We start from the raw sequence: 26,150 nt of genomic DNA, 5'->3' as shown, positions 1-26,150 counted from the left end.
TCGTCCCCATATTGAGGCGACCGATGCGTGAAGGAATGCAATCTTGAGCGACCTGTTACCCCGCCGCCTGGCCCAGCTTGGCGAGCGCGCCAACCTCTCCCTGCTTTCCCAATGCCTGCACGGTATCGAGCGCGAATGCTTGCGCGTCGATGGCGACGGCCAGCTGGCGCTGACCCCGCACCCGGCCGCCCTCGGCTCGGCGCTGACCCACACGCAGATCACCACCGACTATTCCGAATCGTTGCTGGAATTTATTACTCCGGCCGAGCCTGATCCGGCGGCGACCTTGGCCGACCTGGAGCAGATCCACCGCTTCGCCTACAGCAAGCTGGATGGCGAATACCTGTGGAGCCCGTCGATGCCCTGCGCCCTACCGGACGAAGAGACGATCCCGATCGCCCGTTACGGCAGCTCGCATATCGGCGAACTCAAGTACGTCTACCGCAAGGGCCTGGCCCTGCGTTACGGCAAAACCATGCAGTGCATTGCCGGCATCCACTACAACTTCTCCCTGCCGGAAGCGCTGTGGCAACTGCAGCAGCAGGCCGAAGGCGATACGCGCAGCGCGCGGGATTACCAGTCGGCGCGCTATATCGCGTTGATCCGCAACTTCCGCCGTTACAGCTGGCTGCTGATGTACCTGTTTGGCGCCTCGCCAGCGCTGCACAAAGGCTTTATGCGCGGCCGTCCGCACCAGCTGCAGGAGCTGGATGCAGAAACCCTCTACCTGCCTTTTGCCACCAGCCTGCGCATGAGCGACCTGGGTTACCAGAGCACCGCCCAATCCGGCCTGACGCCCTGCTACAACGACCTGGCCAGCTACACCGACAGCCTGCGCCAGGCTGTCGGCACGCCCTACCCGCCCTATGTGGACATCGGCGCGAAGAAGGATGGCGAGTGGCTGCAGCTGAACACCAACATCCTGCAGATCGAAAACGAGTACTACTCCAATATCCGCCCCAAGCGGGTTACCTACAGCGGCGAACGACCGATCCAGGCGCTGATGGCCCGTGGCGTGCAGTACGTCGAAGTGCGCTGCCTGGACATCAACCCGTTCCTGCCGCTGGGCATCGACCTGAGCGAATCGCGCTTCCTCGACGCCTTCCTGCTGTTCTGCGCGCTGGCCGACAGCCCGCTGCTGGAAAACCGCGAATGCCATGCCTGCACCGACAACTTCCTGACCGTGGTCAAGGAAGGTCGCCGGCCGGGGCTACAGCTGCAACGCAATGGCCAAGCGGTAGCGCTGCAAACCTGGGCCGATGAGTTGCTCGAACAAATCCGCCCGCTGGCCGAACTGCTCGACCAGAACCAGGGCGACAATGCCCATAGCCTGGCCTTGCAGGCGCAACAGGCGAAGGTCGCCGATACCAGCCTGACGCCGTCCGCCCAGGTACTGGCACAACTGCAACAGGGCCTGAGCTTTACCGAGTTCGCCCTGCGCCAGAGCAAGCTGCACGCCGAATACTTCCGCAGCCAACCGTTAAGCGCCGAGCAGCAAGCGGCCTTTGAGGCCAGCGCCGCCCAGTCGCTGCAGGACCAAGCCGAACTGGAAGCCCAGGAACAAGGCGACTTCGACAGCTTTGCTGCGGCCTATCAGGCCAGCATTCTGGCGTTAGCTGTATAACTGCGAAGAATGCCGGCTCGCGCGCAGCCGGTATTTCGCCAACTGCATCACATAAACCGCCAGCGGTGGCAAAAGCGGGATCAGCGGCGCAGCCCTGCCCAGGCGATGCGGCTAGCATTGCACAGGTAAATCCACTGCGAGCTGCCACCATGGCCTGCGCCGACCTCAACACGGAAGATGACCAGCACTGGAGCCTGGAAAGCCTCAACAAGGCTTACCAACAAGGCTACATGGCCGGGCTGACCGGACAAGCCAACACCCCGCGCGGGCTCGCCGCCGATGTGCTGATCGCCGCCTGGGAAGCCGGCTGGGACGACGGCCACGAGCAATTCGAGCTGCACAAACGCTACAGCGCCTGATCCCTCGCTCTAACCCTCACCTGCCCACACCGTTAACGCCCACAGCACTTCAGCCTGCGCGGCGGCGTATCGCCTTGCCTTTGATCGACCTTCATTTTGCCCGCGCAGAATAGTTCGATTTTTATTCGATATAAATCGGTAAAAAATCGTTTATCTCCGTATATTTTGCTTTTAAAGCCGATTTTTATCGGATATAAATAGGCCATCCACTGCCATGACTCACCCGCGAGGCATGGCACAGTCGCCGGCCTCTGCTAGTGTCAGATGACCGCCCCAACTGCTCTTGAGGTGCCAAACCATGCCCCGTATCGTTACCGTCGCCGCCACCCAGATGGCCTGCTCCTGGGACACCGCTGCGAATCTCGCCAACGCCGAGCGCTTGGTGCGTCAGGCCGCCGGCAAGGGCGCGCAGATCATCCTGCTGCAAGAGCTGTTCGAGGCGCCGTACTTCTGCCAGAAGCCCAACCCGGACTATCTGCAACTGGCCACCCCGGCCGAGAGCAACCCGGCAATCCTGCACTTCCAGAAAATCGCCAAGGAGCTGCAGGTGGTGCTGCCGATCAGCTTCTATGAACTGGCCGGCCGCGCGCGCTTCAACAGCATCGCGATCATCGACGCCGACGGCAGCAACCTCGGGATTTATCGGAAAAGCCATATCCCGGACGGCCCGGGCTACCACGAGAAGTACTACTTCAACCCCGGCGACACCGGCTTCAAGGTGTGGAACACCCGCTACGCCAAGATCGGCGTGGGCATCTGCTGGGACCAGTGGTTCCCCGAGTGCGCGCGCAGCATGGCACTGCTCGGCGCCGAAATTCTGTTCTACCCAACCGCCATCGGCAGCGAGCCGCATGACCCGAGCATCAGCTCGCGCGACCATTGGCAGCGCGTGCAGCAGGGCCACGCCGGCGCCAACCTGATGCCGCTAATCGCCAGCAACCGCATCGGCCGTGAAGACCAGAGCGATTACCACATCAACTTCTATGGCTCGTCGTTTATCGCCGACCAGTTCGGCGCCAAGGTGCAGGAAGCCAACGAAACCGACGAGGCAGTGCTGATGCACAGCTTCGATTTGGATCAGCTGGAGCATATTCGCAGCGCCTGGGGCAGCTTCCGTGACCGCCGCCCGAACCTCTACGGCCCGCTAAAAACCCTCGACGGCCATCTGGCCTCCGAGTAAAAACGCCCCTGTAAGAACGCCCCTATAAGATGGGTGGCGACGCGCAGCGTTAATGCCCATCCGTCCCCGCTCAATGTTTTGGTGAATTTATGACAACCCTGACGACTACTCCACGCGCCGACGGCTTCCGCATGCCCGCCGAGTGGGAAAGCCATAGCCAAACCTGGATGGTCTGGCCCGAGCGCCCGGACAACTGGCGCCTGGGCGGCAAGCCTGCGCAAGCCGCGTTTACCGCCGTGGCCAGGGCGATTGCCGAATTCGAACCAGTGACCGTGTGCGTGTCCGCCGGCCAGTACGAGAACGCCTGCGAGCGCCTGACCCACGCCAATATCCGTGTGGTGGAAATCACCACCGACGACGCCTGGGTGCGCGACACCGGGCCGACCTTTGTCACCAACAACAGCGGCGAAGTGCGCGGTGTGGATTGGGCATTCAACGCCTGGGGCGGCCTGAATGGCGGCCTGTACGCCAACTGGGTACGTGATGACCAGGTAGCCCGCAAGATTCTGCAGATCGAAGGCTGCGCGCGTTATCGCACCGATGAGCTGATCCTCGAAGGAGGCTCGATCCATGTCGACGGCGAAGGCACCCTGATCACCACCGAGGAATGCCTGCTCAACCCCAACCGCAACCCGCACCTGAGCCGCGAGCAGATCGAGCAGTACCTGGCCGATCATCTGGCCATCGACAGCGTGATCTGGCTGCCGGACGGCCTGTTCAATGACGAAACCGACGGCCACGTCGACAACTTCTGCTGCTACGTACGCCCTGGCGAAGTGCTGTTGGCCTGGACCGACGATGCCACTGACCCTAACTATCCGCGCTGCCAGGCGGCCATGCGCGTACTGGAAAGCGTGCGGGATGCCAAGGGCCGTCAGTTGATCGTGCACAAGATGCCGATTCCCGGCCCGCTGTATGCGACAGATGAAGAATGCGCCGGGGTCGATCTGGCGGCCGGCACCCAGGAGCGTGATCCGTCGATCCGCCTGGCCGGCTCCTACGTCAACTTTCTGATCGTCAACGGCGGCATCATCGCGCCCAAGTTCGACGACCCCAAGGATGCCGAAGCCGAAGCAATCCTGCGTCGCCTGTTCCCCGAGCACCGCGTGGTAATGGTGCCGGGGCGCGAGATTCTGCTCGGCGGCGGCAATATCCACTGCATCACCCAGCAGCAACCTGCGCCGCAACAGCGCTGATAACGAACGCCTGGCCAGAGACTGGTCAGGCGTTCTTAGTCCTGCATGGCCTGGGTAAACTGCCCAATAGCATCCACCACGCGCTGCGCTTCATCGCGGATTTCCAGCATCACCTCGCCAGCCTTGTTAGCCAACAGCACGCCCTGTTCTGTTTTCTGCTTGCTGCCTTCCATACCGCCAACGGCCTGTAAGGCCAGGTCATGGTTGAGGCGCACCACTTCATTGATTTCCACCGTGGCCTGGCTGGTGCGCGCGGCCAGATTGCGCACTTCATCGGCCACCACGGCAAAGCCGCGCCCCTGCTCGCCGGCACGCGCCGCTTCGATGGCCGCGTTAAGGGCCAGCAAATTGGTCTGCTCGGCGATACCGCGAATAACTTGGACAATGCTGCTAATACGCTCGGACTGGGTGCTCAAAGCGCCAATATTCTCGGAAACATGCGCCAGCTCAGCGGCGATGCCGCGCACCACCTGCACAGTCTCCTCGACCGTTTCAGCGCCCTTGATCGCGCTCTCATCGGTTTCCCGAGCGATATCAAAAGCCAGCTGGGCGGCAGCCGATTCGGCCTCGCGGTGCTCCACCTGGTTGGTGATATCACTGGCAAACTTGACCACCCCATACAGGCGGCCAGCAGCGTCATACAGCGGGTTATAGGTGGCGCGCAGCCACACCAGGCGACCGCCTTTGGCAACGCGCTTGAAGCGGTCGGCAATAAACTCGCCCTGATTCAGGCGCTGCCAGAACCGCCGATATTCATCACTCGCCGCATCTTCATGGGTGCAGAACTGGCGGTGATGCACGCCACGCACCTCCTCAATGCGATAGCCCATGGTGCTGAGGAAGTTTTCATTGGCCTCCTGCACCTCGCCGGCCAGGTTGAATTCGATCACCGCGGTGGAGCGGTTGATCGCCTGCAGGTAGCTGCCATGCTGATGCTCGGCATGCATGCGCTCGGTGATGTCGGCGGCCAGTTTGATCACCGAGATGACCTTGCCCTGGGCATCACGCACCGGCAAGTAGCTGGCTTCCAGCCAAATCTCGCGGCCGCCCTTGGCAATGCGCATATAGCGGTCACTGAAGCTCTCGCCATCGGCCAGGCGCCGCCAGAATTGCGCATAAGCAGGGCTCGCCACCTGCTCTTTGCTGCAGAACATACGGTGGTGTTGGCCACGAATCTCTTCCAGGCGATAGCCCATGGTGGCGAGAAATGGCGGGTTGGCATCGAGAATCTCGCCCTGGGCGGTGAACTCGATCATGGCGAAGGTTTGTCGGATGGCCCCGATAACCTGTTGACTGGTTGCCAGTTGCACCAGGCACTGCTGCAATTCACTGCGAAGCTGTGATCCGAACATATGAAGCGCCTCAGAAAGGGCAATATTTGCTCAGGGCACACGGCACGTTAGTTCATCCCTGATCCAACCAGCGTATCGACACGCGGTGGTTAACATTTAGTTCAGTTTCACTGCGAGCGCATGGCCCGCGCTGTGCTTTCTGCATCGAGGGTATGCAAAGCCTGGTACTGGCTGACAAATACCTGCCCACCGAAGCGTTGCAGAAAATCCGCGCGCAGCAGCCGGTCCATCACCGGGCCCTTCACCTCCGCCAGGTGCAACTGCACGCCGGCGCTCTGCAGACGCTCGCTGATGGCCTCCAGGGTATCCAGGGCACTGGCATCGATCTGATTAACCCCGGAGCACATCAGCACCAGATGACGCACGCCAGGACGCTTGGCGATCAGCGCAGCAATGCGCTCTTCCAGGTAGCGCGCATTGGGGAAGTACAGACTTTCATCGACGCGCAGCGACAGCACGCTGGGGCTTTCCACCACCTGATAGCGTTCGACATTGCGAAAGTGCTCGCTGCCGGGCAGCTGGCCGACCACCGCCATATGCGGCCGGCTGGTACGCCAGAGAAACAACAGTATCGACAGACTTACCCCAAGCAGAATGCCGGCCTCGACACCGTACAGCAGCACGCCGAGCAGCGTTGCCAGCTGCGCCATTCCTTCCTGCGGCGAGTAGCGCCAGGTGCGCCGCAGACCAGTGAAGTCGATCAGCCCGACTACGGCGACGATAATGCTCGCGGCTAATACCGCCTGCGGCAGGTGCTGCAACAACGGCGCCAGGCCGAGCACCGCTGCCAGCATCAACCCCGCAGCAAACACGCCAACCAGCGGCGTAGCGACATTGCTTTGCAGCGCCAACGCCGAGCGAGAAAAACTCGCCGCCACCGGCATGCCGCCACTGCAGGCGGCAGCGATATTGGCCGCACCCTGGCCGAGCAGTTCCTGATCAGGATTGATCGACTGGCGCTTGCGCATCGCCAGGCTCTGGGCGATGGACACCGACTCGACAAAGCCCACCAGGGCAATCAGCACGGCCGCCGGCAGCAGCTCGCGCAGCAAGCCCAACTCCAGGCTCGGCAGCGCCAATGGCGGCAAGCCCGCGGCCACCGTACCGACCACGCGCACGCCGTAGGCCTCCAGTTGCAGCAGCGCACCCAAGGCCATTGCCAGTAGCATCAGCAGCAATGCACTCAACTGCCGAATGCGCAGCGCCAGGGTTTCAGGCAAGCCGAACAGGCCGAGATTACGCAGCAGCACCAGCAACGCCAGGCTGCCAAGGCCCAGCAGCAGCGTCGGCAGGTGCAGCGCCGGCACCTGCGCATACAGCGCGGGCAGCACCTGCAACAGCGTCAGCCCGTCGGCGCGCACGCCCAATAGATGCTTGAGCTGGCTGACCGCAATCAGCAATGCCGAGCCGCTGACAAAACCGGAAATCACCGGATGACTAAGAAAATTGGCGACAAAGCCCATGCGCAGCAGGCCCATCAGCAACAGCAATACGCCGACCAGCAGGGTCAGGCTGGTGGCCGCCGCCAGATAAGCCGCGCTACCGGCGGCAGCCACTGGGGCCAAGGCCGCTGCAGTCATCAGCGACAATACTGCCACCGGGCCGAACGACAGCGCCACCCCAGGGCTGGCGCCGATCAAGGCATAAACCACCAGCGGCAGAATGCTCGCGTACAAGCCCACCACCGCCGGCAAACCGGCCAGTTGCGCATAGGCCAACGCTTGCGGCACCAGCAGCAGGCAGACCAGGCACGCAGCCAGCAGATCGCGACCGGCCTGGTCGCGGTCATAACCGCGCAAGGTATTCAGCAATGGCCACTTAGAGAACATTCAACGGCACCTTGAGGTAACGCACGCCATTGTCTTCAGCGGGCGGCAGATGGCCGGCGCGCATATTCACCTGTACCGCTGGCAGCATCAGCGCGGGCATGCCCAGTCTGGCATCACGGGCCTGACGCATGGCGACAAACGCCTCTTCACCCACGTCCTGATGCACATGCACGTTATGCGCGCGCTGCTCGGCCACTGTGGTCTGGTAGCAATGCTGCTCGCGCCCCGGCGCCAGGTAATCGTGGCACATAAACAGCCGAGTGCTGTCTGGCAGGGCAAACAGCCGGGCAATCGAACGGTACAGCGCCCGCGCATCGCCACCGGGGAAGTCGCAGCGCGCGGTGCCGTAATCCGGCATAAACAGGGTGTCGCCAACAAACGCTGCATCGCCGATCAGGTAGGTCATACAGGCCGGGGTATGCCCTGGCGTGTGCAGGGCACGGGCGTTGAGCGAACCGATCTGAAACGCCTGCTCATCGCGGAACAGCTGATCGAACTGCCGACCATCGACAGCAAACTCGCTGCCGGCATTGAACAGCTTGCCGAAGGTGTTCTGTACCACGCGAATCTGCTCGCCGATTGCCAGCTGCCCGCCTAGAGCAGCCTTTAGATAGGGCGCAGCGGAAAGGTGATCGGCATGCACATGGGTTTCCAGCAGCCACTGCACGCTCAGGTTCTGCTCGCGCACGTAGGCGATCAAGCGGTCGGCACTGTCGTGGGCGGTACGCCCGGCAGCCGCGTCGTAATCCAGCACCGAATCGATAATGGCGCACTGCGCGGTGGCCGGGTCGCTGACCACATAGCTATAGGTCGAGCTGGCAGGGTCGAAAAAAGCCTGAATTAGCGGGGACATGGCAGCTCCAGCCGACCGGCCAAAAGGCCGCTCGGCACTCCAGCGTTAGGTCTTGGTCTTGCAGGTACTGATACCCAGCAGCGGGTACAGCGGACAGAAGCGAAACAGGCCGGTGGCCAGCGGCACGATGCCTATCAGGCCCCATAGGCCGATCACCCCGCTCAGGCTCAAGCCAATCAGAATCAGACCCGCGGCAATGCGCAGGCTACGGTCGAGGGTGCCAACATTTGCTTGCATAGTGATCTCCCGATCATCAATTAGCCGCGCCGGCGTTCCAGCGCAGCAAACACCACCATTCCCACCAGCATCGCCGCCACAAACAGCAGCACCTGCCAGCGCCCGGTGAGCAGAATCGCCACGGCTGGCCCCGGACAAATACCGGCAATCCCCCAGCCAACACCGAACAGCAGGCTGCCGCCGATCAACCGGCGATCCAGCTCACGCTTGCCCGGCAACTGCATCGGCGCGCCGAGCAGACTGCTGCGCTGCGCGCGCGCCCAACTGAACGGCAGAAACGCCACGCCAATCGCCGCCACCATCACCAGTGCCAGCGACGGGTCCCAGGCGCCGGCCAGGTCGAGAAACGCCAGCACCTTGGCCGGGTTGGCCATGCCTGCGCTAAGCAGGCCGATGCCGAAAATCAGCCCGGCAAGAAACGCCATCAGTTTGCGCATGTTCAGGCCCCCAGTAGATGACGCAGGACAAACACCGTGACGAAACCGGCAGCCATAAAGCTCAAGGTGGCGGCCAGGGAGCGCGGTGACAGCCGCGACAAACCGCAGACGCCATGCCCGCTGGTACAACCCGCGCCATAGCGGGTACCGACGCCGACCAGCAAACCGGCAATGATCAGCGCCAGCCAGCCGCTGTCGATGTGAATCTCGGGCAGACGAGTAAACAGCTGCCAGAACAGCGGCGCGAGCAACACACCGAGCAGAAACAGGCCCTTCTCGCCCCACCCTTCCCCCCTTTCCAACAGGCTGCCTATCAGGCCGCTGATGCCGGCCACCCGGCCATTCATCACGACAAACAAGCTGGCTGCCAGGCCGATCAGCGCGCCGCCGGCCAGGGAGCTCCAGGGCGTGAAGTTGTACCAATCGATGCTCATCAATGCTCACCGGCGCAGAACAGCTGATACAGGGTATTGATCACGGCCAGCGCGGCCGGGCTGCTGATGCAGTAATAAATCTGCTTGCCCTCACGACGGGTCGCCACCAGCCCTTCGCGGCGCAACACCGCCAGTTGCTGCGACAGGGTCGGCTGTTGAATACCCAGCAGGGTTTCCAGCTCGCTGACATTGCGTTCGCCCTGGGACAGCTGGCACAGCAACAACAGGCGATCCGGATTGCCCAGGGCCTTGAGCAACTGCCCCGCCGCATCGGCATTGGCGCGCAGTTGCTGGATATCGAGTGGCGGATGTACAGGTGTCATGGCAGGTAGCTCAGTTAAGATAAAAACAATCTATTCTTTTATATATTGAATAACAACCCCCGCCCTTCAGACCGCCCAGCGGTAAATCGCAGGCGATAAAAAACCCGGAACAGAGTCCGGGTTTCTTGTGTGAGCCAGGCCAAGCTGGATGCAACAGCTCAGCCTGAAACGACCACAATCAGAGCAGTGGCAGGGTGTAGCTGACGATCAGACGGTTTTCGTCGATGTCACGGCTGAAGTTGTTGCGCACGGTGGCATTGCGCCAGCGCACACCCAGATTCTTCAGGGCGCCTTCTTGGAACACGTACATCAGCTCGGTGTTGCGCTCACGCTCCTTACCCTCGGAAACGTTACGGCCACGGTCGATGTTGTCGCCCGTCAGGAAGCGCGTCATAAAGGTCAGACCCGGCACACCAACAGAAGCGAAGTCGAAGTCGTAACGGGCCTGGTAGGACTTCTCGTCCTTGGCCGCGAAGTTGCCGATCTGCACATAGTTGACCAGGAACGGATCAGTACCGCCGACATAGGCGAAACCCGTGTCACCGCTCATCTTCTGGTAGCCCAGGCCAAACTTATGAGCACTCAGGCTGTAGGTAACCATCGCGCCAAAGGCCTTGTTATCGACATTGCTCAGGCCGTCATCGGTGGAGCGGGCATAACGTACGTCGGTCTTCAGGCTTTGCTTGTCGCCCAGCGGCAGCACATGTACCAGGTTGAAGGAATGCTGCTTGTACAGGTCTTCCAGATTGGAATAGTAATAACCAGCAGTCAGGTCTTTGGTGAGCTTGTAGCTACCGCCGGCAAAGACAAACTCATTGGCATTGTTAGCGCTGCTGCCACCCTTGAAGCTGATACCGCTATGGGTATAAGTGTTCAGGGTCATGTCTTCATAGTCTTGCGAGTTGCGGTTGTTAACCTCGTCAAGGTAACCCGCGTCCAGGGTCAGACCGTCAATTTCCTGGGATACCAGGTTACCGCCGCGGAAAATTTGCGGCAGCAAACGACCGTCGCTGGAGGCAATCGCCTGATTCTTGAACTGCATCTGGCCGACGCGCAGGGTGCTTTTGGAGACCTTGGCTTTGGCGGCTACGGCCAGACCAGAGTAGTTATCCTGGGAACCACCGGAACGATCCGGAACCAGCAGGCCGCTGCCTGCAGTGCCGTCACCGGAGTCCAGCTTGAAGCCAAACATGCCAATGGCGTCGGCGCCGAAGCCGACAGTGCCTTCGGTGTATCCGGAATCCATACGCAGGATAAAGCCCTGTGCCCATTCTTCTTGCTTATTCTGGCCTGCGTCTTCACGGAAATCGCGGTTGAAGTAGAAGTTACGCGCTTCGATCGTGGCTTTGCTGTCACCGATCAAATCAGCATGGGCCACTTGGCTCAGGGACAAGCCCAGGGTGCTGGCAGCGACGGCCAGGGCCAGGGAGGTCTTTCTCATTATGTGTTCTCCAGTTGTGTGTGGTTGCACATCGGCGCGGGTACTGTCTTCAGCCTATGAAGTGGCAGGCGCGCACCGAATTCGGGATGTATTGCAGGCCAGGCAGGCGAACGAGCGCCGCAGCCGGGGCCGGCCGTGCAATACAGAAAATCAGGTGAGCGCGTGAAGGCAGTCAGCGCGAGCTGGGGAATGAGGACATAGCAGCGGACAGGTAAGAATCATGGCGCAGGTCTCTTCGTTTTTATTCTCGGCCAATAACCCTGGCCGTTATGTGCTGAGCCCTACGCAGATACTGTGCCAGCTACCAAAAACAGCCCGCCAAAGCCTCTATTACAAGGATTTCCGGGTTTACAGGAGGTTTTCTGCAGGTCTACTGAAGAGGCAATAAGCGGTTTTTTGCCTATGGCAAAAAGCAAAAAGGCGGGTTATCGCCAACAGGCCGCGCCAACGGCGGGCCAGGGCGCATGGTCAGTCCAGCACAATCTGATTCTTGCCCTGGCGTTTGGCCCGGTACATCGCGGCATCGGCGCGCGCGTACAGGGCATCCAGGCTGGCATCGTCAGGGCGCAGGCTGGTCAGGCCCTGACTCAGGGTCACACCGAAGGTTGTGCCTTCGTGGTTAAAACTCAAGCGGCGCACCTCGCGCTGCAGGCGCTCGGCAATCTGCTCGGCCAACTCCGGCTCGCAGCGTGGAAACAGCGCGGCAAACTCTTCACCACCGATACGCCCGAACAGATCACCCCGGCGTAACGTGGTGGCGCCGCTGTAGGCCAGGCGCTGCAGCACCTGATCGCCCATCTGGTGGCCGTAACGGTCGTTGATCTGTTTGAAGTCGTCGAGGTCGAGCAGTAGAAAGGCCAGCGGGCTGCCGTATTCGCGGGCCTGCTCGAACTCACGCTGAGCGCATTCGAAGAAGTGCCGACGGTTGCTGCTCTGGGTCAGCACATCGGTGGTGGCCAGGCGGTGCAACTCGCCTTCCAGCTGCTTCTTCTCGGTGATGTCTTCGGCGATGCCGACGATGATATGTGGCTTGCCTGGCGAGCTTTCACGGCTGACAAAACACTTGTCGCTGAGCCAGCGAACCTGACCATCACCACGAATAATGCGGTACTCGCGGGCCTCGACCGCGCCAGTTTCCAGCACCTGGGCGAAGCTTTCGGCGGCGTAATCCAGATCATCCGGGTAGATATTGTTGCGCCACTCTTCGTAGCCGGCCAGCAGCAGCGCGGCAGAGCGGCCGAAGATCCGCTCGTAGGCGGGGCTGACGTAGATCACCCGCTGGGCATCCCAATCAAACGCCCAGAGCACCGCATTGACGCTGCCCAGCAGGGTGCTGAACAACTGCTCGCGCTCCTGCAGACGCGCCACCTCGGCGCGGGTGTGCAACAACGCCAGGGTCAACTCTTCCTGTTCGAGCTGCTGTCTGCTGACTTCATCCATAAACACCGCCGCTGCGCTCAGATAACGGGGATATGACAGCAGCATACGCCAGAAATTAAAAAGCCCGCCAATAGGCGGGCTTCCTTGGTGCTGCAGACCGTCAGGCGGTTGCCGGCCGCAATGAATAGGTCTTCAGCTGCTCGGCAAACTCGCGCAGCGACTGAATACCACTGGCTTCAGCATCACTGACCCAGTGCTTGATGGCTTCAAGCATGTCGTGGCCATTGGCGCTGGTTTTTACCCAGATCTGCTGCAGGGCAAGGCGCTTCTCGTAGATCACCTTGAGCGCCTGGCTTTGCTCCAGCATGCGCTGGATACGCGCCTGGTGGGTTTCATCAAGCAGGCTCGGCTCACGCGAAAGCAGACGCTTGGCGCGGTGGAAGTGATGGCGAACCGAGGCATCGGCCTTGGCCAGCTCCTGCTGCACCAGCGGCGCGATCACCAGCTTGCGGTATTGCGCCATGATCTGAAAACGGTTGTTGAGGATGGCCATGGCGGTGTCCATGTCCAGGCTGCGCTTGCCTTCCACCCGGTGGGCAATCGGCGCGACACGCTGCACCTGGGCCAGGCCGAGCAGGCTGAACAGCTTGATCCAGAACCAGCCCATGTCGAACTCCCACTTCTTCACCGACAGCTTGGCGCTGTTGGGGTAGGTGTGGTGATTGTTATGCAGCTCTTCGCCGCCGATCAGGATGCCCCAAGGCAGCAGGTTGGTCGCAGCATCACGGCATTCGAAGTTGCGGTAGCCAACGGCATGACCGAGGCCGTTGATCACGCCCGCCGCCCACACCGGAATCCACATCATCTGGATCGCCCAGATGGTGATACCGGCAGCACCAAACAACGCCAGGTCGATGGCGCCCATCAATGCCACACCGCCAACCGGGAAGCGCGAGTAGAGGTTGCGCTCGATCCAGTCTTCCGGGCAGTTCTTGCCGTAAATACGCAGGGTTTCCGGGTTCTTCGCCTCTTCGCGGTAGAGCTCGGCACCGGTACGCAACACGGTGCTCAGGCCCTTGATCACCGGGCTGTGCGGATCATCCACGGTTTCGCATTTGGCATGGTGCTTACGGTGGATCGCGGTCCACTCGCGGGTGTTCTGCGCCGTGGTCAGCCACAGCCAGAAACGGAAGAAGTGCTTCAGCGCCGGGTGCAATTCGAGCGCGCGATGCGCCGAGTAGCGATGCAGATAAACCGTGACGCTGACGATGGTCACATGCGTCATCAGCAGGGTGACTGCGATCAACTGCCAGACCGACAAGTCAAGAAAACCGTTGTACCACATGGATCACGTGCCTCATGGAAAAGGAAAGACATGGCCGCTTTTTAGCGCACATCTGTACACATTATCCCTGACCAGGATCAGAAAACCAGTTGGTCTTTTGCATAAGAATGCCGCGCCCTTATCAACATCTATACTGCCGGTCTTAGGCAAAGGACTGACTTTTATCCCATGAATGCTCCACAAGGCGCTTGGCGCCTGACTCTCGGCTATATGCTCGGCGCCGCCCTTTGGGTGCTGTTCAGCGACGGCCTGCTGATCGCCATCGGGCTATCGCTGGCGCAACTGGAACGTGCGCAACTGCTCAAGGGGCTGGGCTTTGTACTGCTCACCGCAGGTTTGCTGTATGCCGTGCTGCGCACTCATCGGCAGCAGCACAGCCAGGCCCATCAGGCCCTGCAACGTCACGAAAAGCGCCTGCGCCAGGCTGCGGCGGTATTCGATGCCACCCAGGAAGGCGTGCTGGTCACCGATGCGCAGCAGCATATCGTCCACTGCAACCCGGCCTTTAGCCGCATCACCGGCTACAGCCAGGCGGAAATCCTCGGCCAGTCACCGAGCATGCTGAAATCCGGACGGCACGACAAAAGCTTCTATGACAGCCTCTGGAGTGCCCTGCAAAACCGCGGCGCGTGGAGCGGCGAGGTGTGGAACCGGCGCAAGAGCGGCGAGATTTACCCGCAGTGGCAATGCATCCGGGTGATTCACGATGAACTGGGCGAGATCAGCCATTACGTCGCGGTGTTCTCCGATATCAGCGCACTGAAACGCTCGCAACGTGAGCTGGATTACCTGGCGCACCACGACCCGCTGAGCAACCTGCCCAACCGCCTGCTGTTTACCGAACGCGTCGAGCGAGCCCTCGAACGCGCAAAAAACGATGAGCAAGGCGGCGCAGTGCTGCTGATCGACCTCGACCATTTCAAGAACATCAACGAAAGCCTCGGCCACAACATTGGCGACCTGCTGCTCAAGGACGTCGGCGAGCGTCTCGGCCAACAACTCGGTAAGCGCATGACCCTGGCGCGCCTGGGCGGTGACGAGTTCGGCCTGCTTGATGAAAGCTGCAGCAGCGCCGAACAGGCGGCAGTGATTGCGCAGCGTCTGCAGGCGTGCCTGACCCAGGCCTTCAACATCAACCAGCAGGAGCTGTTCGTCACCGCCAGCATTGGCATCAGCCTCTACCCCGCTGAGGCTGCGGATGTCGGCCAGGTGCTGCGCAACGCTGATTCAGCGCTGTTCAAGGCCAAGAGCAGCGGCCGTGAGAGCTACGCGTTCTACAGCCAGGAGCTGACCGAGCAGGCCCACCAGCGCGTCGAACTGGCCAGCGCCCTGCGCCATGCCCTGGATCACCAGGAGCTGCGCGTCTATTACCAACCGCTGATCTGCCTGCGCAGCCAGGAGATGATCGGCGTCGAGGCTCTGGTGCGCTGGCAGCATCCGCAACGCGGGCTGGTTGCGCCTGGCGAATTTATCCCGATTGCCGAAGAAACCGGATTGATCGGCGCCATCGACGCCTGGGTGCTGGAACAGAGTTGCCGGCAGATGGTTGCCTGGCAAATCGCCGGATCTAAGCTGAGGTTTGTCGCGGTAAATGTCTCCAGTCGCCTGTTCAGCCGTGGCGAGCTCGACCTGCGGGTGGCCGAGGTGCTGCGCGATAGCGGCCTCGCCCCGGCACACCTGGAGCTGGAAGTCACCGAAAGCGCGGTGATGGAAAACCCCGACGCAGCCCTGGCCTTGCTCGAACGCCTGCGCGCCCTCGGCATTCGCCTGGCGATTGATGACTTCGGCACCGGCTACAGCTCCCTGGCGCGCCTCAAACGCCTGCCGGTACACAAACTCAAACTCGACCAGAGCTTTGTCAGCGGCCTGCCGCATGATCAGGATGATGTAGCCATCACCCGCGCAGTAATCGCCCTCGGCCACAGCATGGGGCTCAAGGTGCTGGCAGAAGGGATTGAGCAGCTCGAACAGGTCGAATTGCTGCAGCAACTCGGCTGCGATCACGCCCAGGGCTACTATTTCGGGCGCCCGCAACCGGCAGAACAACTGACCAGCCACCTGGCACTCAGCGTCGCAATGACAGACTAAGGCAGACAGCATGCGAGTAATGATTCTTGAGGACGACAGCTGGATTGCCGATCTGCTCAAGCAGATCGTCCTCAGCCTGCGGCCCAGCAGCCAGGTGGTGTGCCTGGACAGCGTCAGCGCGGCCCTGCGCGAATGGCAGCAGCGCCCGGCGCAGATGGTCATCTGCGACTGGAACCTGCCGGACGGCCCCGGCACCCGCCTGCTGGAACAAGTGCGCCGCGACAACAGCAGCACGCCGCTGGTGGTGATCACCGGCCGCTCCGACCGCGCCAGCGTACTGGCCGTGCGCGCCCTGAAAATCAGCGCTTTTATCAGCAAGCCGTTTCAAGCCGCGCATGTCGCCGCCAGCCTGGAAACCCTGCTGCCCGCAGACAACGGCGAGCAACAACGCCCGATCAGCGATACCCCGCATGACCTGCTCGATCACCTGCGCAGCCTGCCCAGCAGCGCCTTGCAATTACCGCTCAAGGCACATGTGCGTGATCGATTGCTGCAGAGTTTCAAAGGCGAGCAGATCGACCTGCGCGAGCTGGCCAGCGAATGGCAACACGATCCCGCGCTCAGTGCGCGCCTGCTCGCCGTGGCCAATAGCAGTGCCTACAACCAAGCCGGCAAGCCCTGCACCAGCCTGCTTGAGGCGCTGCACAAACTCGGCGCGGCCAACAGCCTGAATCTGGCCATGGGTCTGGCATTGCGCCAATGCAGCGCGCTGGATAACGCCCTGCTGCGCCTGTTTGCCCTGGCGCACCTGGACAGCACCGAGCAACTGATCGAACGCAGCACCTACCTTGCTCGCCAGTGCGCCATGGACCCTGCGCCCTTCCATACCGCCGCCCTGTTGCACCGCATGGGCGAGCTCAGTGTGCTTTATCTGGCGCAGGCGTGGCAGGACAGCGGGCAGAGCTTCAACGAGGCCCAGGTGATGCAGGCGCTCGATCAGTTCAGCAGCCCCTTTGCCATCAGCATCAAGGCGCAGTGGCAATTACCGATGCCGCTACGCGAGCTGATCGGCGCGTGCTACAACCTGCCGGCCAACAACGTCAAACGCGAGAATATCCTCATGCGCCTGGCCGCCTGTGAACTCAACAACGCAACGGATGACCCTGAGCAGGCCCGCCTACGCCGGCTGGCGGGGCTGACCTGATGGCGCCCTTGGCGCGCAGGACCCTGATTGATGAATAACTCGGCAATTACCTGGATCGTCGGCCTCGGCAGCCTGGGCCTGGCGATCTTCTTCAGCGTGCTCGGCGGTTTTGCCCTGAATGAGCGGGAAACCCTGTGGAACCTGCAAATCGCCAAGCAGCACGAGCTACAAAGCCTGACCCTGCGCAACAGCCAGCAGGAGCTGCAGCAACAGGCGCAGCTGCTGGCCGAAACCATCGCCGCCGACGCCTGGCTGGTCGAGCTGGTGCGCCAGGCCCAGGCGCTGCAAAGCCATCAACCGGTAGATACGCAGAGCCTCAACGCCATCCGCAGCCAGCTGTACACCCGGCTCGCCCCGCGCTGGCGCACCCTGCAAGGCATTCGTCCATTCGCCCTGTATATCCACCTGGCGCCTAGCGCCGAAGTGCTGCTGCGGGTGCATGAGCCGCAGTGGTTTGCCGACTTCCCCGCCGCACAGCGGCCCATGCTGCTCGACAGCCTGAGCCAGGGCTCGGCAGCCGCCGGCCTGGCGGCCAATGGCGACAGCCTGAGCATGCGCGCCATCGTGCCACTGCAGGTGGAAAGCCCCGAGGGCCTGCTTAATGTCGGCGCACTGGAGGTCAGCCTGGATGTGCTGAGCAACCTGCAACAGCTGGACCGCGAACTGGATGCCGGGGTAGCCCTGTTGCTCAAACGCCAGCTACAAACGCCAGGCAGCAGCGGCGAAGCGCTGCGCACCCCGACTACAGAACCCGAATACTGGCACCTGGCCGGGTTCTCCCAGGTGCAGGTGCAGCACTGGCAGGCACAACATCGTTTGCCCGCACCAGAGGCGGGCAACACCTTCAAACTGCTCGACGATCAAGGCCAGACCTATCTGCTCAATCAGGTGAATTTGAACGGCTACCAGGCCGACCCGGCCAGCACCGGCAATCCGCTGCTGGCGCTGACCTGGCGCGACATCACAGCGCTGTACAACCTGCACCAACGCGACAAACGCTGGCTGGTGGTCAAATGGCTGCTGGCCTGGCTTGCCGCCGAAATGCTCTTGCTGTTGCTGCTGCAGGCTACCCGCCATAGCAGCCAGCAGGTGATGCGCCGTCACCACGCCGAGCTGCAGCACAAGCACCAGCAAACCGAGGAATCGCGCCAGCTGCTGGCGTTGATCACCCAGACGCAGGCGGCCTATATCAACGCGGACAACCAGCGCGAGGCCTTCGAGACCCTGCTCGGGCGGATTCTCGAAGTCAGCGCCAGCCAGTTCGGCTTTGTCGGGGAAATCCTGCATGACGATGCCGGCGCGCCCTTTCTGCGCACCTTCGCCATCAGCAATATCGCCTGGGATGCACAAAGCCGCGCCTTCTATGCCGAGCATGCGCCGCAGGGCCTGGAGTTTCGCAACCTCGACACCCTGTTCGGCCAGGTGATCCGCAGCGGTCAGCCACTGATCAGCAACGACCCGAGCCATCACCCACACAGCGCCGGCCTGCCGCCGGGGCATCCGCCCTTGCTGGCGTTTGCCGGCTTGCCCATTCACGCCAACGGCGAGCTGCGCGGCATGCTTGGCCTGGCCAACCGTGCAGGTGGCTACGACGAGCAGTTCGCCGCGCGACTGCAACCACTGCTGACCACCCTCGGCCAGTTGCTCGAAGCCCTGCGCCGCGATACCCAGCGCGCGCAAACCCAGCAACATATGCAACGCCAGCAAGCCGCCTTACGCGCACTCAACGAGATTGCCGCGCTGCCCAAGCTGCGCAGCCACGAACAGCTGCGCCAGGCCCTGCAACTGGGCGCCGAATTCTATGGCATGCCAATCGGCATCATCAGCCAGATCGATGCAGACAGTTACCAGGTCAGGGTGCAGGTGTCGCCGCCCGACACCTTGCAGGACGGCCAGTGTTTCACCCTCGGCGATACCTACTGCAGCATCACCCTGCGCAGCAACGATGTGCTGGCTATTGCCGCCATGGGTCAGAGCCAATATGCCGCGCACCCCTGCTACCCCTTGTTTGCCCTGGAAAGTTATATCGGCACCAGCATCTGGGTCGCCGGCCAGCGCTTCGGCACCCTGTGCTTCGCCTCAAGCGCGGCGCGCGATAGGCCATTCGATGATGCCGACGAAGAATTTATGCGCCTGTTCGCCCGCTGGGTCGGCGCCACCCTGGAGCGCATGCGCCATGAAGAACAGACCCGCGAGGCACGGCGTTTCCTCCAGGCTGTACTCGACTCGGCCACCGGGGTCAGCATCATCACCACCAATACCGACGGCCTGATCACCCTGTTCAACTCCGGCGCCGAACGCCTGCTGGGCTATCGCGGCGCGGAAGTGATCGGCCAGCAGAGCCCGGCCATGTTCCACCTGAGCGAGGAAATCCAGGCCCGCGGCCGCCAACTGAGCCAACAACTCGGCACTGAAATCAGCGGTTTTGCAGTGTTTACCCGCCTCCCCGACCAGGGCGAGCCGGAAACCCGCCAGTGGACCTACCGGTGCAAGAACGGCGAGCAGCGCATCGTCAACCTCACCGTCAGCGCCATGCACGATGCCGAGGGCGTAATCACCGGTTACCTGGGGATCGCCAGCGATATCAACGATCTGCACCAGACCACCCGCGCCCTGCAAAAGAGCGAGAGTCGCTTCCGCGGCCTGGTCAGCAGTTTGCCGGGCGCGGTGTACCGCTGCCGCAACGATGAAAGCTGGTCGATGAGCTACCTCAGTGAAGAAATCCAGACGCTCAGCGGCTACCCGGCCAGCGACTTTATCAACAACCGCGTACGCAGCTTTTCCAGCGTGGTGCACCCCGACGATCTGCCGATCACCTTCCGCGCAGTGGCCGCCATCGAGCGCCAGGAATCCTTCGAGCTGACCTACCGCCTGCAGCACGCCGATGGCCACAGCGTCTGGGTACGGGAAAAAGGCCGCGGCGAATACGACAGCCACGGCGAGCTGCAGTGGATTTCCGGATTTATCTGGGACATCAGCGACCGCAAGGCCGTGGAAGACCAGCTGCGCCTCAGCCAGCAGCGTTTCAGCAGCGCCTTCAGCACCGCGCCGCAGGGCATGGCCCTGGTGTCGCTGCAAGGGCAGTGGCTGGAGGTCAACGAAGTGCTTTGCGAAATGCTCGGCTACAGCCGCGAGCAATTGCTGTGCAGCGACTTCCAGCAGATCACCCACCCCGACGATCTGGAGACCGACCTGCAGAACGTCGAGGAGCTGCTGGCCGGCGAGATCAGCTCCTACCAGATGGAGAAACGCTACCTGGACAGCCAGGGGCGGATCATCTGGGTGCTGCTGAGCGTATCGCTGGTGCGCGACAGCGACGATAAGCCAGTGCACTTTGTGGTGCAGATTCAGGACTTCAACGAACGTATCGCCGCCGAGATGGCCATCCGTGAGCGCGAGGATTACCTACGCGCCCTGCTCGACAACGTGCTCGACGCGATTATCACCATCGACCAGCAGGGCTATATCGAAACCTTCAACCATGCCGCCGAGCGCATCTTCGGCTACAGCCACCTGGAGGTTTCCGGGCACCGCGCGACCCTGCTGCTGCCCGAACCACAGCGCTCGATGCGCGCACGCTACCTCAGCCACTTCCTGAAAACCGGCATCCAGCAGATGCTCGGCAAGGAAATCGAGCTGACCGCCATGCGCAGCAACGGCGAGACCTTCACCATCGAGCTGGCCATCTCGCAGATCAGCCACCAGGGCGAGCGGCGCTTTATTGCGGTGATTCGCGATATCGAAGAGCGCAAGCGCATCGAGCGGATGAAGAACGAATTCGTTTCCACCGTCAGTCATGAACTGCGCACCCCGCTTACCGCGATTGCCGGCTCCCTCGGCCTGGTCAACGGCGGCGCCCTCGGCGCGGTGCCGGCGAGCATGCAACAGATGCTGCAGATCGCTCAGGACAACAGCCAGCGCCTCAACCTGCTGATCAACGACCTGCTCGACATGGACAAACTGGTGGCCGGCAAGATGCTCTTCGAGCTGCACGACCAAGCGCTGCAACCACTATTGGAACAGGCCATCGAAGAAAACCAGCCGTACGCCGAGCACTACCAGGTGCAACTGCAGCTGCAAGGCCCGGCGACCCCAGCGCGGGTGCGCGTCGACAGGCTGCGCCTGGCCCAGGTGCTGGCCAACCTGCTGTCCAATGCGGCAAAGTTCTCACCCCAGGGCCAGAGCGTGGAGATCAGTCTGCAGCAGCTGGGCGAACGTATTCGCGTCAGCGTGACCGACCACGGCCCCGGTGTACCGGAAAGTTTCCAGGCGCGGATTTTCAGCAAATTCTCCCAGGCCGACGCCACCGACACCCGGCAGAAAGGCGGTACCGGCCTGGGCCTGGCGATCAGCAAGGAAATCATCGAACGCATGGGCGGGCAGATCGGTTTCCACTCCAGTCCCGGCCACGGCGCGACTTTCTGGTTCGAACTGACTACCCTGGCCCTAGAGGCCAGCCCTGAGGAAAACCAGCATGTCTGAGCTACAGCGCATCCTGCACGTGGAAGACGATCCATCGATCCAGGCCGTAGCCAAGCTGGCGCTGGAAGCGGTGGGGGGCTTTCAGGTGCTCAGCTGCTCATCCGGCCAAGACGCCCTGGATCAACTGCTGGGCTTTGCCCCGGACTTTATCCTGCTGGACGTAATGATGCCGGACATGGACGGCCCGCAAACCCTGGCGCAGATCGCCCGGATGATCGACATCAACCAGGTGCCGGTGGCCTTTATGACCGCCAAGGTGCAACCGGCGGAAATCGCCCATTACCGCAGCCTCGGCGCCCGCGATGTGATCATCAAACCCTTCGACCCCATGCAGCTGGCCGCGCAGGTGCGCAAGATCTGGAGCCTGGCCCATGAGTAACGGCAAGAGCGCCACCGATGAGCTGCAGCAACACCTGCAGCAGTTGAGCAATGCCTTCGCCGTGCGCCTGCAGGTGGAGCTGCCGGCCCTCGCGCAGAACGCCGAACGCCTGCTGCACGCCGCCGACCCGCAAGAGCAGCTGCAGCACCTGCAGAGCCTGCGCGACCAGCTGCACAAGCTGGCTGGCGCCGCCGGCACCTTCGGTTTCAGCAGCCTTGGCCAGCGCGCCCGCGAGCTGGAGCAGGAAGCCGATCAATGGCTGGAAACCCTGCAGAAGGAACAGCAGAGCCTGCAAGACTTCAGCCGCAGCCTGCAGCAACTGGCGCGCCAGCAGTTCCACGCCGAACGCAACCAGGAACCCGCCACCCGCGCGGTCAAGCCGCCACGGCCAAACAGCAGCGCGCGGCGCATCTATATCCTCGAAGACCAGTTGTCGATTGGCGAGAACATGCGCCTGACGCTGAACAACTTCGGCTACCACGCCGAACACTTCAGCCGCATCAGCGAACTCGACGCCGCCCTGCAGCAACAACTGCCCGATGCGCTGATTGTCGACGTCAACCTGCCCGACGAGAGCCTCACCGGCCTGGAATATGCCGCCAGCCTGCAGCAACGCCTGGACGAGCCGCTGCCGCTGCTGGTGATCACCACCCAGGATGATTTCGCCACCTACCTGGAGGCCGTGCGCGTCGGCGCCATGGGCTTTTTCACCAAGCCGGTGGACATTCCGCAGCTGGAAAACCGCCTGGAGCGCTGCTTCGCCCAGCAACAGGGCGAGCCGTACCGAGTGCTGATCATCGACGACGACCGCGAGCTGGCCAGCCGTTTCAGCCTGATTCTGCGCGGCGCCAATATGCTGGTGGAGATGCTCCACGAGCCGGCGGAGATCTTCGCCCGTATGCGCGGCTTCAACCCCGAGGTGGTGCTGCTGGACGTGAGCATGCCCGATTGCACCGGCCCGGAGCTGGCGCAGATCATCCGCATGAACGACGACTGGCTGCGCGTGCCCATCGTCTACCTGTCGGCGGAAACCGATATCAACCGGCAGATGAACGCGCTGATCAAGGCCGGCGATGACTTCGTCACCAAACCGATTTCCGACAACGCCCTGGTCGCCGCCGTGTTCTCCCGCGCCCAGCGCGCACGCCTGCTGAGCAATGCACTGTCGCGCGACAGCCTCACCGGGCTGCTCAAACACGCCGATATCAAGGAACAGGCAGCGGTCGAGCTGGAGCGCGCGCAGCGCAGCGGCAAGCCGGCCAGCGTGGCCATGCTGGATATCGACTTCTTCAAGAAGGTCAACGACAGCTACGGCCATGCCGCTGGCGACAACGTCATTCGCGCCCTGGCCAACCTGTTGCGCCAACGCCTGCGGCGCATCGACAGCCTGGGCCGTTATGGCGGCGAGGAATTCCTCGTGGTGCTGCCGGACTGCCCGTCGGATCAGGCCTTGCGCATCCTCGATGAAATTCGCCAGCGCTTTGCCGAGCTGCACTTTATTGCGGGTGGCCAGCAGTTCTCGGTGACCCTGAGCGCCGGCATTGCCTCCACCGAAGACGCCCCGGCGAGTGCCGACGACCTGCTGGATAAGGCCGACCGCGCGCTGTACGCGGCCAAACACAACGGCCGCAATCAGGTGCGCTGAAGCTGACCATGAGCCTGGATATTCGCGCCTGCAACGCCGCGCAGCTGCCCATGGACCTGCTGTTGGAGGCCGATCCGCATCTGCCGTATGTGCAAGCCTACCTGGCGAACGGTCACTGCTACCTCGCCGAACGTGATGGCCTTGCCGTCGGCGTCTATGTGCTACAGGCGCGCAGCCCCGCCACCCTGGAGCTGATGAATATCGCCGTCGCACCGCACTGCCAGGCCCAAGGCATCGGCACACAACTGCTGCAACATGCCCTGTACAGCGCCAGACAGCTGGGCGCTACGCGCCTGGAAGTGGCCACCGGCAGCTTCGGCCACCAGCTGACCTTCTACCAGCGCGCCGGCCTGCGGGTGTACGCCGTCGAGCCGGATTACTTCCTTCAGCACTACCCCGAGCCGCTATTCGAGCAGGGGTTGCAGCATAAGGATCGCCTGCGTCTGGCCATTGATCTCTAGAGCCCAGAAGTCTTCGCGCTTGGCTTTGTGAAATTTATAGCGTAGATTTTCATGAAATTATTCAAATATAATTTCATGAGGCGCGCCATGTTCAAACAATCCGCCCAACATATCGGCACTTACTACGCCGGCACCTACCCCGGCGCCATCCCCCTGCGCCCGCGCCTGCAGGAAGCGTTGCAGTGTGATGTGCTGATTATCGGTGGTGGTTTCAGCGGGCTGCACACGGCGCTGCGCCTGGCGCTGGCGGGCAAGAAGGTGGTGCTGCTGGAAGCCAGCCGCCTGGCTTGGGCCGCCTCCGGGCGCAACGGGGGTCAGGCGCTGCCGGGTTGGTCCTGCGATATGCCGCCGTTTGAGAAGGCATTAGGCCTGGAGCGCGCCCGTCGCCTGTGGGACAGCATGGTCTGGGCCGCCGAAGAAATGCGCGAGCTGCCCGAGCGGCACAACTTCGATATCGACTACCGCACCGGCGCCATCTACACCGCCGTGCTGCCGCGCCGTGTGCGCCAGTTGCAGGAAAGCCTGGAAGAAGCCGAGCAGAAATACGGCTATACGCAGCTGAGCTTTATCCCCAAGGACGAACTGCCGCAGTGGATCGCCAGCCCGCGCTACCTCGCTGCCCTGCATGACAGCGGCGCCGCGCATCTCAACCCGCTGAAACTGGCCCAGGGCCTGGCCGATGCCATCGAGAAGGCGGGCGGAAAAATCTTCGAGCAGAGCAAGGCGCTGAGCTATCAGGAAACGGCTGACGGTTACCTGGCCCGCACGGAACAGGGCGAAATTCGCAGCGATGTGCTGGTACTGGCCTGCAATGCCTATATCGACAAGCTCGATGCGCAACTGTCGAAACGCCTGCTGCCGGTCGGTTCCTACCAGGTTGCCACCGCGCCACTGGACCCGGAGCTGGCGCGCTCACTGTTCCCGCGTGGCACCTGCGCCATCGACAACCAGTTCGTACCGGACTACTTCCGCGTTACCCCGGACAACCGCCTGCTGTTCGGCGGCGGCTGCACCTACCTCGGTGGTATCCCCGCGGACGTGCCGGCAGCCACACGACCTTATCTGGAGCGGGTGTTCCCGCAACTGCGCGGCGTGCAGATCGACTACGGCTGGGGCGGGCATATCGACTGCACCATGCACCGCACCCCGGATGTCGGCCGCAGCAGGCAGAAGTATTGGCTACAGGGCTTCTCCGGCCACGGCATCCTGCCGACCTTGGCCGCCGCCCGCGCGGTCAGCGACGCGATCCTCGGTGACGCCGACCTGCTCGATCTGTACCAGGGCCTGAGCAACCCGCGCTTCCCCGGCGGTGATCTGCTGGCGGCGCCGATCGAGGCCGTGGGCAAAGCCTGGTATCGCCTGCGCGATGTAATTTAAGGAAGTTGACCATGGATATGCAGGAAGAAGTCGAAGGTCTGGCGATCCTGATCCGCGACCTGCGCAAGCACAAGAACCTCACCCTGGGCGAGCTGGCCGCGCGCATCGACCGTTCGGTGGGCTTTCTGTCCCAGGTCGAGCGCGGCCTGTCGCGCCCAACCGTGGCCGACCTCACCGCGATCAGCGAAACCCTCGGCGTGCCGACCACCTATTTCTACAGCCTTAGCAAGCCGCGCGACGTGCCCTGGGTCACCCGCCCCGGCGAGCGCCGCACGCTGTATTACGCCGGCGGCATCACCGACGTGCTGGCCTCGCCAACCATGGCTGGCGGCTTCTCCATGCTCGAAAGCCGTTTGGACCCAGGCGCCACCAGCGGCGACGGGCATTTGAACGACAGTTCCGAGCAAGGCGGCTTTGTCCTCGAAGGCGAGCTGACGATCTGGTACGGCGACGCCGCCGAGCCGGTCACCCTCGGCCCGAATGACAGCTTCCAGCTGCCGCCGCATGCGCAGTTTCGCTACGCCAACCTTTCCGACTCCCCCACACGAGTGCTCTGGGTCTTCACCTGACCCGCGCAGATAGCC

General features: G+C 62.3%; 21 protein-coding genes and 2 pseudogenes. 12 read left to right on the top strand and 11 right to left on the bottom strand.

The window, feature by feature from the left end:
* Positions 1 to 43 precede the first annotated feature (43 nt).
* The 4 genes from gshA to aguA all read left to right on the top strand — a co-directional run bounded on the left by gshA (position 44) and on the right by aguA (position 4,359).
* Positions 44 to 1,624: a glutamate--cysteine ligase gene (gene gshA / locus Q8O69_RS00670; protein ID WP_305588969.1), complete on the top strand. Its 1,581-nt coding sequence runs from the start codon at positions 44 to 46 to the stop codon at positions 1,622 to 1,624.
* A gap of 149 nt (positions 1,625 to 1,773) precedes the next feature.
* A complete protein-coding gene (rmf, locus tag Q8O69_RS00665) occupies positions 1,774 to 1,983 on the top strand; it encodes a ribosome modulation factor (RefSeq protein WP_305588967.1) in 210 nt (69 codons plus the stop codon).
* 298 nt (positions 1,984 to 2,281) lie between these two features.
* Positions 2,282 to 3,163, top strand: a complete 882-nt coding sequence (gene aguB, locus Q8O69_RS00660) for an N-carbamoylputrescine amidase (protein ID WP_305588965.1) — start codon at positions 2,282 to 2,284, stop codon at positions 3,161 to 3,163.
* 89 nt (positions 3,164 to 3,252) lie between these two features.
* On the top strand, positions 3,253 to 4,359 hold the full coding sequence (aguA, locus tag Q8O69_RS00655; protein ID WP_305588964.1) for an agmatine deiminase: 1,107 nt from the start codon (positions 3,253 to 3,255) through the stop codon (positions 4,357 to 4,359).
* A 35-nt stretch (positions 4,360 to 4,394) separates the two neighbouring features.
* Here the strand turns inward: aguA and Q8O69_RS22005 are convergent.
* From Q8O69_RS22005 to desA, 11 genes and pseudogenes are all read right to left on the bottom strand, one after another.
* Positions 4,395 to 4,835, bottom strand: a pseudogene (locus Q8O69_RS22005) (methyl-accepting chemotaxis protein); the annotation flags it as partial.
* 99 nt (positions 4,836 to 4,934) lie between these two features.
* A pseudogene (locus tag Q8O69_RS22000) lies at positions 4,935 to 5,615 on the bottom strand (PAS domain-containing protein); the annotation flags it as partial.
* 203 nt (positions 5,616 to 5,818) lie between these two features.
* Positions 5,819 to 7,540: a SulP family inorganic anion transporter gene (locus Q8O69_RS00645; protein WP_305588961.1), complete on the bottom strand. Its 1,722-nt coding sequence runs from the start codon at positions 7,538 to 7,540 to the stop codon at positions 5,819 to 5,821.
* Positions 7,530 to 8,393 carry an MBL fold metallo-hydrolase gene (locus tag Q8O69_RS00640; protein ID WP_305588960.1) on the bottom strand — a complete coding sequence of 288 codons (864 nt, stop codon included), beginning with the start codon at positions 8,391 to 8,393 and terminating at the stop codon, positions 7,530 to 7,532. The genes Q8O69_RS00645 and Q8O69_RS00640 overlap by 11 nt, the downstream gene beginning before the upstream one ends.
* Before the next feature lie 45 nt (positions 8,394 to 8,438).
* Positions 8,439 to 8,630, bottom strand: a complete 192-nt coding sequence (locus Q8O69_RS00635) for a DUF2892 domain-containing protein (RefSeq protein ID WP_305588959.1) — start codon at positions 8,628 to 8,630, stop codon at positions 8,439 to 8,441.
* A gap of 20 nt (positions 8,631 to 8,650) precedes the next feature.
* A complete protein-coding gene (locus Q8O69_RS00630; protein WP_305588958.1) occupies positions 8,651 to 9,067 on the bottom strand; it encodes a DUF6691 family protein in 417 nt (138 codons plus the stop codon).
* A gap of 2 nt (positions 9,068 to 9,069) precedes the next feature.
* The gene (locus Q8O69_RS00625; protein WP_305588957.1) at positions 9,070 to 9,501 is read right to left on the bottom strand and encodes a YeeE/YedE family protein; all 432 of its coding nucleotides are present in this window, start codon (positions 9,499 to 9,501) and stop codon (positions 9,070 to 9,072) included.
* Complete coding sequence (locus Q8O69_RS00620; RefSeq protein ID WP_305588956.1) at positions 9,501 to 9,824, bottom strand: helix-turn-helix transcriptional regulator; 324 nt, start codon at positions 9,822 to 9,824, stop codon at positions 9,501 to 9,503. The genes Q8O69_RS00625 and Q8O69_RS00620 overlap by 1 nt, the downstream gene beginning before the upstream one ends.
* Positions 9,825 to 10,002: 178 nt before the next feature.
* Positions 10,003 to 11,265, bottom strand: a complete 1,263-nt coding sequence (locus tag Q8O69_RS00615; protein ID WP_305588955.1) for an OprD family porin — start codon at positions 11,263 to 11,265, stop codon at positions 10,003 to 10,005.
* Between the two features lie 468 nt (positions 11,266 to 11,733).
* Complete coding sequence (locus Q8O69_RS00610; protein WP_275960251.1) at positions 11,734 to 12,705, bottom strand: sensor domain-containing diguanylate cyclase; 972 nt, start codon at positions 12,703 to 12,705, stop codon at positions 11,734 to 11,736.
* 100 nt (positions 12,706 to 12,805) lie between these two features.
* Positions 12,806 to 13,990 (bottom strand): delta-9 fatty acid desaturase DesA, encoded by a 1,185-nt coding sequence (gene desA / locus Q8O69_RS00605; protein WP_305588953.1) that lies wholly within the window; start codon positions 13,988 to 13,990, stop codon positions 12,806 to 12,808.
* A 168-nt stretch (positions 13,991 to 14,158) separates the two neighbouring features.
* Here desA and dibA point away from each other — a divergent pair, with 168 nt between their 5' ends.
* From dibA to Q8O69_RS00565, 8 genes are all read left to right on the top strand, one after another.
* Entirely contained in the window at positions 14,159 to 16,078 is a 1,920-nt protein-coding gene (gene dibA, locus Q8O69_RS00600) for a phosphodiesterase DibA (protein ID WP_305588952.1), read from the top strand.
* Between the two features lie 10 nt (positions 16,079 to 16,088).
* The gene (locus Q8O69_RS00595) at positions 16,089 to 17,222 is read left to right on the top strand and encodes an HDOD domain-containing protein (RefSeq protein WP_305588950.1); all 1,134 of its coding nucleotides are present in this window, start codon (positions 16,089 to 16,091) and stop codon (positions 17,220 to 17,222) included.
* Between the two features lie 30 nt (positions 17,223 to 17,252).
* A complete protein-coding gene (locus tag Q8O69_RS00590; RefSeq protein ID WP_305588948.1) occupies positions 17,253 to 21,704 on the top strand; it encodes a PAS domain S-box protein in 4,452 nt (1,483 codons plus the stop codon).
* Positions 21,697 to 22,083 carry a response regulator gene (locus tag Q8O69_RS00585; RefSeq protein ID WP_305588946.1) on the top strand — a complete coding sequence of 129 codons (387 nt, stop codon included), beginning with the start codon at positions 21,697 to 21,699 and terminating at the stop codon, positions 22,081 to 22,083. Before Q8O69_RS00590 ends, Q8O69_RS00585 begins: the two co-directional genes overlap by 8 nt.
* Positions 22,076 to 23,728: a diguanylate cyclase gene (locus Q8O69_RS00580; RefSeq protein ID WP_305588944.1), complete on the top strand. Its 1,653-nt coding sequence runs from the start codon at positions 22,076 to 22,078 to the stop codon at positions 23,726 to 23,728. Before Q8O69_RS00585 ends, Q8O69_RS00580 begins: the two co-directional genes overlap by 8 nt.
* A gap of 8 nt (positions 23,729 to 23,736) precedes the next feature.
* Complete coding sequence (locus Q8O69_RS00575) at positions 23,737 to 24,189, top strand: GNAT family N-acetyltransferase (protein WP_305588943.1); 453 nt, start codon at positions 23,737 to 23,739, stop codon at positions 24,187 to 24,189.
* Positions 24,190 to 24,276: 87 nt separating this feature from the next.
* Positions 24,277 to 25,566 carry an FAD-binding oxidoreductase gene (locus tag Q8O69_RS00570; protein ID WP_305588942.1) on the top strand — a complete coding sequence of 430 codons (1,290 nt, stop codon included), beginning with the start codon at positions 24,277 to 24,279 and terminating at the stop codon, positions 25,564 to 25,566.
* An 11-nt stretch (positions 25,567 to 25,577) separates the two neighbouring features.
* Positions 25,578 to 26,135, top strand: coding sequence for a helix-turn-helix domain-containing protein (locus Q8O69_RS00565; RefSeq protein WP_160085955.1), 558 nt, complete (start codon positions 25,578 to 25,580; stop codon positions 26,133 to 26,135).
* The last annotated feature ends 15 nt before the right edge of the window (positions 26,136 to 26,150 follow it).

The organism is Pseudomonas sp. (assembly GCF_030690725.1).
GTDB lineage: Bacteria > Pseudomonadota > Gammaproteobacteria > Pseudomonadales > Pseudomonadaceae > Aquipseudomonas.
This window is presented reverse-complemented; position numbering and strand designations above follow the sequence as displayed.